Annotated in this window: 6 protein-coding genes and 1 pseudogene; 6 read left to right on the top strand and 1 reads right to left on the bottom strand. The window is 64.7% G+C overall.

All coding sequences use genetic code 11. The features are described 5' to 3' along the window. Window positions 1-1,688, bottom strand: a 1,688-nt coding sequence (locus MRY84_RS19070) for a hypothetical protein (protein ID WP_291507262.1), incomplete at its 3' end; no start/stop codon positions are given. A gap of 613 nt (window positions 1,689-2,301) precedes the next feature. Here MRY84_RS19070 and upp point away from each other — a divergent pair. From upp to MRY84_RS19040, 6 genes and pseudogenes are all read left to right on the top strand, one after another. Beyond that, window positions 2,302-2,949 carry a uracil phosphoribosyltransferase gene (gene upp / locus MRY84_RS19065; protein WP_291507261.1) on the top strand — a complete coding sequence of 216 codons (648 nt, stop codon included), beginning with the start codon at window positions 2,302-2,304 and terminating at the stop codon, window positions 2,947-2,949. Between the two features lie 221 nt (window positions 2,950-3,170). Beyond that, the gene (locus tag MRY84_RS19060) at window positions 3,171-4,181 is read left to right on the top strand and encodes a BMP family protein (protein WP_291507260.1); all 1,011 of its coding nucleotides are present in this window, start codon (window positions 3,171-3,173) and stop codon (window positions 4,179-4,181) included. Window positions 4,182-4,404: 223 nt separating this feature from the next. Further along, window positions 4,405-5,379, top strand: a complete 975-nt coding sequence (locus tag MRY84_RS19055; protein WP_291507259.1) for a 5'-methylthioadenosine/S-adenosylhomocysteine nucleosidase — start codon at window positions 4,405-4,407, stop codon at window positions 5,377-5,379. A gap of 227 nt (window positions 5,380-5,606) precedes the next feature. Next, window positions 5,607-7,160 (top strand): ABC transporter ATP-binding protein, encoded by a 1,554-nt coding sequence (locus tag MRY84_RS19050; RefSeq protein ID WP_291507258.1) that lies wholly within the window; start codon window positions 5,607-5,609, stop codon window positions 7,158-7,160. A 25-nt stretch (window positions 7,161-7,185) separates the two neighbouring features. Further along, window positions 7,186-8,247, top strand: coding sequence for an ABC transporter permease (locus tag MRY84_RS19045; protein WP_291507257.1), 1,062 nt, complete (start codon window positions 7,186-7,188; stop codon window positions 8,245-8,247). A 114-nt stretch (window positions 8,248-8,361) separates the two neighbouring features. Beyond that, window positions 8,362-8,545: pseudogene (locus MRY84_RS19040) on the top strand (ABC transporter permease); the annotation flags it as partial.

The raw sequence follows: 8,545 nt of genomic DNA, 5'->3' as shown, positions 1-8,545 counted from the left end.
CTGGGGCTGATCTTGCGCACCACGGCGTTGTTGCGATCGGCCACATACAAATTGCCCTGAGCATCAATCTTGACATCCACAGGGAACGCGAATTTCGCCTCCGCTGCCGGCCCGTCGCTGTAGCCAGGAGCCCCGCCTTGGCCGGCCACGGTACTGACCAAACCCGCGGGGGTGATCTTGCGGATCCGATAATTCTCAGGATCTGCCACATACAAGTTGCCGGCAGAGTCCACAGCGCCACCGCTGATGGAGGAGAACCGCGCAGATTCGCCCGCCCCATCTGCGAAGCCCTGCACGTCAGCCTTGCCCGCCAGCAGACTCACGGTTTTATCGGAGCTGATCTTGTAAATCGCCCCATAGATTTTTGACTCGAAACCACCAGACGGGACTGTAGAGCCTGCGGCGGCATACACCGAGCCAGCGCCATCAACCGCCAGCACCGTCAACCATTCGGGTAGACCCGCCCTGCCTTCGACAAAGGGCTTGGCCGTGCCGTCGGGAGCGACCACGAGGATGCGCCTTCCGCCCCCCACATACGCATTGCCGTGCGCGTCCACCGCCGTACCGATCATGGGGTTCTCAGAATCCCTGCGAACGAGGGTGGTCGTGCCGCCGTCCGGCGCAATCCGGCGCAGGGAACGCCATTCGCCTATGTGCTGGCGGCTCCCCCAGGTGGACGTGTCCAGAAGGACCAGATTGCCGTTCGCATCAAGGGAAGGGCTGCGCGGGCCAGAAAACTGTGCCGCGCTGCCGGTGCCATCCGCGTCACCTGCCACACCTTGGCGACCCGCATACACGCTTTCAACACCCTGGGGATCAATTTTCAGGATGGCCGGGTGCCCGTAACCCACTGCGTTGCCGCCATTTCCAGGCACAGACAGGTAGAAGTTTCCCGCGGCATCCCGTGCAAACCCGACATAGTCGTACGCGTAGCCTCCTCCAAAGTTCCGCGTTTTTTGCCGGACGGTAGACACCGCACCGGCAGGCGTGATTCTGCGAATGGCACCATTGCCCTCCAGCACATATAAGTTGCCTGACGCATCCATCGTGATGGCTTGAAGTTCATCAAACCTCGCATCGCTGCCCTGCCCATCCACGACTGGGCCTCGCTCCTCCGAGCCAGCCAGTATGGTCATCTCGCCCGAGGGCGAGACCTTGCGAACCACGGGCTGGTTGCGGTCAGCGATGTAGATTGTCCCCTGTGCATCCACCACCAGGCTGGAGGGCTGGTAGACAAACGAAAACGCTGGAGTGGGTATCCCTTGGGAACTGATGGATTTGACCAAAGTTGTCATTTGGCCATTCGGCCCCAGCTTGCGAAGCTGGTTGTTGATGGTGAAGTAGACCGTACCCGTGACATCTACCGCCAAAGGTTTGCCAAGATGGCAGTAGGCCATCGAGATCTGGCAGTTCAAGTCGGTCGAAACGTTTGCCAATGTGGTGACCGAGCCTTGCGGAGTCACTTTGCGTATGAAATCGCCGTTGTCCGAGACATACCAGTTGCCGTTGGCGTCTGCCGCGACAAACTGGGGATTCAAAAACTTGGCAGCTGCGCCTTGACCATCGGCGAATGCCGCGGCCATGTCACCACCGGCCACCGTACTCACCGTTCCATCGGGAGCAATTTTTCGTAGCGCATGGTTGCCACCCTCAGCCACCATGAGATTACCGGCGGGGTCCACCGTCATGGCCTGGACGCCGTAGAAGGTTGCATTGCTGCGCGCTCCATCGAGATTGCCTGCCCCTCCGACGTCCCCTGCTAACAAGGAGACTTTGCTCGTCACCGCTGGCGGGGGCGAGCTAGGTGGGGGGGTTGGATTGTCTGCGTTACCCGATCCACCACAAGCCTGCAGCACAGCAAGACTCGCAAACGCTATCGCACGCCCGGTGAAACGGGCCAAGTTCATCCATTTCAAAGTCGACTCCCTGATTGGTGGGCCCCAGGCCGAAATTGGCCTGCGCCTTGCTCACTGTGTCGCGGCAACTGGGCGTGGCGCCCTGGTTTGAAGCAGTGTGTTATCGAGAGTACCAAACTGAATCGCCCAATCCCATGTCGGTTTCCGACTGTAACAATGTCCACCGTGCCTTTGAGGCCACTTTCCGCGCGAAGAACGCCCTGCACCTTCCCCCTGAGTCGCCTTCGGCGCCTCCCCCTCCAGGGGACGACGCCAGTAGCTTGGCAAAGCCAGTTCCACGGCGTCCGCTGACCTCGGCCGCGTCAGTTTTGACGGGCGGTGGCCCAAGTGCCGTCAAAATGCGGACACCGCTTTTTATTCATCCCCGTCGACCATAGGCCCCGCCATGAGCACTGCCAGCACCAGCAACAACGTCACCGTCATCACCCACCCCCTCGTCCAGCACAAGCTCACGCTGATGCGCAAGAAGGACGCCAGCACCAACAGCTTCCGCCGCCTGCTGGGCGAGCTCTCCACGCTGATGGCCTATGAGGTCACGCGCGACATGCCGCTGCAGGACGTGCAGATCGAAACCCCGCTGGAAACCATGACGGGCAAGATGATCGACGGCAAGAAGCTGGTGCTGGTCTCCATCCTGCGCGCGGGCAACGGCTTTCTGGACGGCATGCTCAACGTGGTGCCTGGCGCCCGCGTGGGCCACATCGGCCTGTACCGCGACCCGGCCACGCTGCAGCCCGTGGAGTACTACTTCAAGATGCCCTCCGAAATGGACGAGCGCGACATCATCGTGGTCGACCCCATGCTCGCCACCGGCAACTCGGCCGCCGCGTGCGTGGACCGACTCAAGAAGCTCAATCCCCGCTCCATCAAGTTCGTGTGCCTGCTGGCCGCGCCAGAGGGCATTGCCACGCTGCAAAAGGCGCACCCCGATGTGCCCATCTTCACCGCCGCCATCGACCGCGAATTGAACGACCACGGCTACATCCTGCCGGGGCTGGGGGATGCGGGGGATCGGATCTTTGGCACCAAATAAGCGCGTCACCGCCAGCGCCTGCACCAGCCACCGCCCCCGTGCACTGCGCATCGGGGCGGTTTTTTTTGGCCCCAGCAGGTCTCCAAATTTTTACCACTTGGTGGCTTTCCTCTGGCAGACTTGCCTGCGGATTGGCGCAGCCCGCACGCACCCTCTGGCGCGCTCCTTGCTTCACAAAGACGTCTACCACCCCTTGTTCGCTTGTCTGAAGGAACCCCACCATGACCACTCGCCGCATCTTCACCGGACGCCTGCTGTGCACCTCCATGGCCCTCTCGGCCGCCATGGCGATGGCGCCGTCCTTGGCCACCGCGCAGTCCAAGCTCAAGGTGGCGGCGATCTACACAGTGCCGTTTGAGCAGCAGTGGGTCAGCCGCATCCACAAGGCCCTCAAGGCCGCCGAAGCGCGCGGCGAGATCGAATACAAGGCCAGCGAAAACGTGAGCAACGCCGACTACGAGCGTGTGATGCGCGAGTACGCCACGGGAGGCAACCAGCTCATCGTGGGCGAGGCCTTTGCGGTGGAAGCCGCCGCACGCAAGGTGGCCAAGGACTTCCCCAAGACGTCCTTCCTGCTGGGCTCCTCCGGCAAGCCCCAGGCGCCCAACTTCAGCGTGTTCGACAACTACATCCAGGAACCCGCGTACCTCAGCGGCATGATCGCGGGCGGCATGACTAAGACGAATAAGATCGGCATGGTGGGCGGCTTCCCCATCCCCGAGGTCAACCGCCTGATGCACGCATTCATGGCGGGCGCCAAGGAGACCAACCCCAAGGTCGAGTTCACCATCACCTTCATCAACAGCTGGTTCGACCCGCCCAAGGCCAAGGAAGCCACCTTCGCCATGATCGACAAGGGTGCGGATGTGCTCTACGCCGAGCGCTTTGGCGTGAGCGACGCCGCCAAGGAAAAGGGCAAGCTCGCCATCGGCAACGTGATCGACACCCAGCCGCAGTACCCCGACACCGTGGTCGCCTCGGCCCTGTGGCACATGGAGCCCAGCATTGACCGCGCCCTCAAGCTGGTGAAAGAAGGGAAGTTCACCGCCGAGGACTACGGCCAATACTCGATGATGAAGCACAAGGGCTCTGAACTCGCTCCGCTGGGCACGTTCGAGAAGAAGGTGCCGGCCGACATCGTCGCCAAGGTCAAGGCCAAGCAGGCTGACATCCTGGCGGGCAAGTTCACCGTGAAGGTCGACGACAGCCAGCCCAAGTCCACGGCCAAGTAGCGGGAGTGGATGACAAAACTCCTCTGGCGTTGTTGCTGTGCCTCGTCGTACTTGCAGTACTGCCTGCGACGCGGCGCCTAGCCAGAACCGCTGCGCTGAGCTTTGTCAGCCGCTCCAGACCCCCTGCACGAAACAGCGTGGATAAGTACCTGGGCCACCACTCATCGTGGTTGCCCTTTCCGCTGCCCCCATCCGCCCTTTCCTGTCACTACTTGGTATGCCCATGACCACCACTTCATCCTCTCTACTGCGCCAACCCATCGCCTCTTGTTTCACCCGGCTGCTGGGCGCTCTGGCATTGGCTGGCGCGCTGGCCGGTTGTGCATCCAGCCCAACAGGCAAGACGGCCGTGCGGCTGGACGACACGCCCCGCATCGCCGTCATCTCGGCCTTTGCGCCGGAGCTGACCGTGCTCCTGCCCCAGGTGCAGCAGCCCGCCAAGCACAGCATCAACGGCGTGGAGTTCACCACCGGCACGCTCGAAGGCAAGCCGGTGGTGGTGTTCCTCTCGGGCATCAGCATGACCAACGCGGCCATGAACACGCAGCTGGTGCTGGACCGCTTCAACGTGAGCCACGTGGTCTTCAGCGGCATCGCGGGCGGCGTGAACCCTGGCCTGCACATCGGGGACGTGACGGTGCCTGCGCAGTGGGGCCAGTACATGGAATGGCTGATGGCGCGGGAAGACAAGCCCGGCCAGTACAGCGCCCCCGCCTGGATGAAAAGCGAGCTGACGATGCCCGCCTTCGGCATGATGCACCCGCGCCCGGTGGAGGTTCGCACGGCCGCCAATCCCCAGATCATCAAGAAGTTCTGGTTTGAGGCCGACCCCCAAATGCTCGCCACCGCGCGCAGCCTGCAGAACGTAGGCCTGGAGCACTGCCTGGCCGCCACCTGCCTGAAACAGCGCCCCCAACTGGTAGTGGGCGGCAACGGCGTATCGGGCCAGGCGTTCGTGGACAACAAGGCCTTCCGCGAATACGCCTTCAAGACCTTCGAGGCCAACGTGCTCGACATGGAAACCGCCGCCACCGCCATGGTGGCGCACAGCAATGGCGTGCCTTACATCGCTTTCCGGTCGCTGAGCGATCTGGCAGGTGGGGGCGATGGCGAGAACGAGATGGGAACCTTCATGGGCCTGGCGGCAGCGAATTCGGCCAAGGTGCTGCGGGCATTTCTGGCGGCGTGGAAAGGGTGAGATGAAGCGCCCCCTGAGTCGCTTCGCGCCTCCGTGCGTCCGCCAGAAGCGGCCGCTCTTCGGGCACCTCCAAGCCTGCGCAGACCAGCTTGGAGCCGCGGCCCTCAGCCCCTCTCTCGCTTCGCGGGACGGGGACACCACCGGTGGCCTGGCAAAGCCAGTTCCGCGGTGGCACTGGGCGGCGCCGCGCCAGTTTCGCAGGCAAGCCACCGCGTGAAACGCTTCCCATGGTTGACGTCTCTCCTGTCCTGCGCCTGACGGGCATCACCAAACGCTTCGGCAAGCTTGTCGCCAACGACAACATCAGCCTGACCCTGGCGCGCGGCGAAGTGCTGGCCCTGCTGGGCGAAAACGGTGCGGGCAAGTCCACATTGATGTCCATCCTGTTCGGGCACTACGTGGCGGATGAAGGCAGCATCGAAGTCTTCGGCCGGCCCCTGCCGCCCGGCCAGCCGCGCGCGGCGCTGGCGGCGGGCATCGGCATGGTGCACCAGCACTTCACGCTGGCCGACAACCTCACGGTGCTGGACAACGTTCTGCTGGGCACCGAGCCGCTGTGGCGGCCATTCTCGCGCCGCAGCGAGGCGCGCGCCAAGCTGCTGGCCGTGTCGCAACAGTTTGGCCTGCCTGTGAGCCCCGATGCGAAGGTCGGCAGCCTGTCGGTGGGTGAGCGCCAGCGGGTTGAAATCCTCAAGGCGCTGTACCGGGGCGCCCGCATCCTCATCCTGGACGAGCCCACCGCCGTGCTCACCCCGCAGGAGAGCGAGGCGCTGTTCGATACCCTCACTCAGATGGTGGCGCAGGGCCTGTCCATCATCTTCATCAGCCACAAACTGGGTGAGGTGCTGCGCGTGTCGCACCGCGTGGCCGTGCTGCGCCAGGGCAAGCTGGTGGCCGAGGCGCCTGCACAGGGCACGACGCAAGGGCAGCTCGCGCAATGGATGGTGGGCCATGCCATTGAAGCGGCCGAGCGCCGCCCCGCGCAGAACGTAGGCAAGCCCATCTGCACCCTGACCAACGTCAGCACCGCCCCCACAGGGCGCGACCGGCTGAACGATGTGTCCCTCACCCTGCGCGCAGGCGAGATCGTGGCGATTGCAGGCGTGAGCGGCAACGGCCAGGTGGCGCTGGCCGATGTGCTGTGTGGCGTGCGCGCGGCCGCCACCGGCCAGGTCACGCTGCGTGGCGCGCCGCTGCAAGCGCGGCCCGCGTGGCTGGTGAGCCAAGGCGTGGCCCGCATCCCCGAAGACCGCCACGCCGTGGGCGTGGTGGGTGACCTGCCGGTGTGGGAGAACGCCGTGTCCGAACGCCTGCGCGGCCCCTGGTTCGCGCACCCGTGGTTCCGCGCCTTCTGGGTCAAACGCCGCGCGGCGCGCCAGCATGCAAAGCAGGTGGCGGAGACCTTTGACGTGCGTGGCGGCGGGCCCGATGCGGCTGCACGGTCGCTCTCGGGCGGCAACATGCAAAAGCTCATCCTGGGGCGGGCGCTGATGCCGCCGCAGGACGGTGCAGGAAACACGGCAGCGGCCCCCCAACTGATCGTCGCGCACCAACCCACCTGGGGGCTGGACATTGGCGCGGTGATGTTTGTGCAGCAGCAACTCATCACAGCCCGTGACAACGGCGCCGCCGTACTGCTGATCTCCGACGACCTGGACGAAGTGCTGGCGCTGGGCGACCGTGTGGCGGTGATGCACGACGGGCGCCTGAGCGAGGCCCGGCCCGCAGAAGACTGGACGCGCGAAGCCATCGGCCTCGCGATGGCGGGCGCTGCACATTGAGCGACAACAACAAGAGCAACCCAGCATGCGACTCGAAAAACGCAACCACACCTCCCCCGCCGCCTACGTGCTGGCGCCGGTGGGTGCCGTGGCGTTCACCCTGCTCATCAGCGCCCTGTTGGTGCTGTGGGCCGGGGCACCCGTGGGCCAGACCTATGCGCTGCTGCTCCAAGGCGCGTTCGGTTCGGTGTTCGCACTGACCGAAACCCTCACCCGCGCCACGCCGCTGATCCTGACCGGGCTTGCGGCCGCCGTCGCCTTCCGCGCGCGGCTGTTCAACATCGGGGCCGAGGGGCAGCTCTACGCCGGGGCGCTGGCCGCCGTGGCGGTGGGTGGCATGCATGGGGGCACGGGGCTGGAATGGTCGCCCTATGTGCTCTTTCCACTGATGATGCTGGCGGCCGCGCTCGCGGGCGCCGCGCTGCTGCTGGGCCCGGCGCTGATGAAGGCACGGCTGGGGGTGGACGAGGTCGTCACCACGCTGCTGCTCAACTTCATCATGCTGCTGCTCGTCTCGGCCCTGCTGGACGGGCCGATGAAAGACCCGCTCTCCATGGGCTGGCCGCAGAGCGTGGCGCTGCAGGGCGATCTGGAACTCTCCAAGCTGGTGCCGCAGACGCGATTGCACACAGGCCTGCTGTGGGCGGTGTCGCTGGCCGTGTTGCTGTGGGCGCTGATGGCACGCACGGTGCCGGGCTTTGACATCCGCGCGGCCGGGGCCAATGCACGGGCGGCCGCCTTTGCGGGCGTACCCATCACCCGCACCGTGGTGCTGGTCGCCCTGCTCTCCGGGGGGCTCGCTGGGTTGGCGGGCGCCATCGAGGTGGCGGGCCGCACCAGCTATGTGACGCTGGACATGTCGCCCGGCTACGGCTACAGCGGCATCGTGATCGCCATGCTGGCGGGGCTGCACCCGCTGGGCGTGATCGCGGCGGGCGTCTTTGTGGCGGGCGTGCTGGTGGGGGCCGACAGCATGAGCCGTGCGGTGGGAGTTCCCACCTACATTGCGGATGTGATCGTGGCGACGTCGCTGATTGCAGTGCTGGTGGCCACGCTGCTCACCCAATACCGGGTGCGCTGGAAGTGAGCACGCCATGAACAAACAATTGCATCAGAGTTTCAAGCCAAATTGGCCTCCAGCGCTTATCCAAAAAGCGCAAGCAGCTATCAAAATTGAAGTGGATAGCACCGAGGCGGGCGCATGACCGAACTGCTCGACATCCTCTCCAACCCCGCGTTCTGGATTGCGACGCTGCGGGTCGCCACCCCGCTCATCCTGGGCACGTTGGGCGTGCTGCTGTGCGAGCGCGCCGGGGTGCTCAACCTGGGCATCGAAGGGATCATGGTGGCAGGCGCCTTCACCGGCTGGCTCACCGTCTATGCAG

Source organism: Acidovorax sp., assembly GCF_022763525.1.
In the GTDB taxonomy this organism is placed as follows: Bacteria; Pseudomonadota; Gammaproteobacteria; order Burkholderiales; family Burkholderiaceae_C; genus Acidovorax.
Note: the sequence above shows the minus strand (reverse complement) of the source record. Positions and strands in the feature narration are given on the sequence as shown.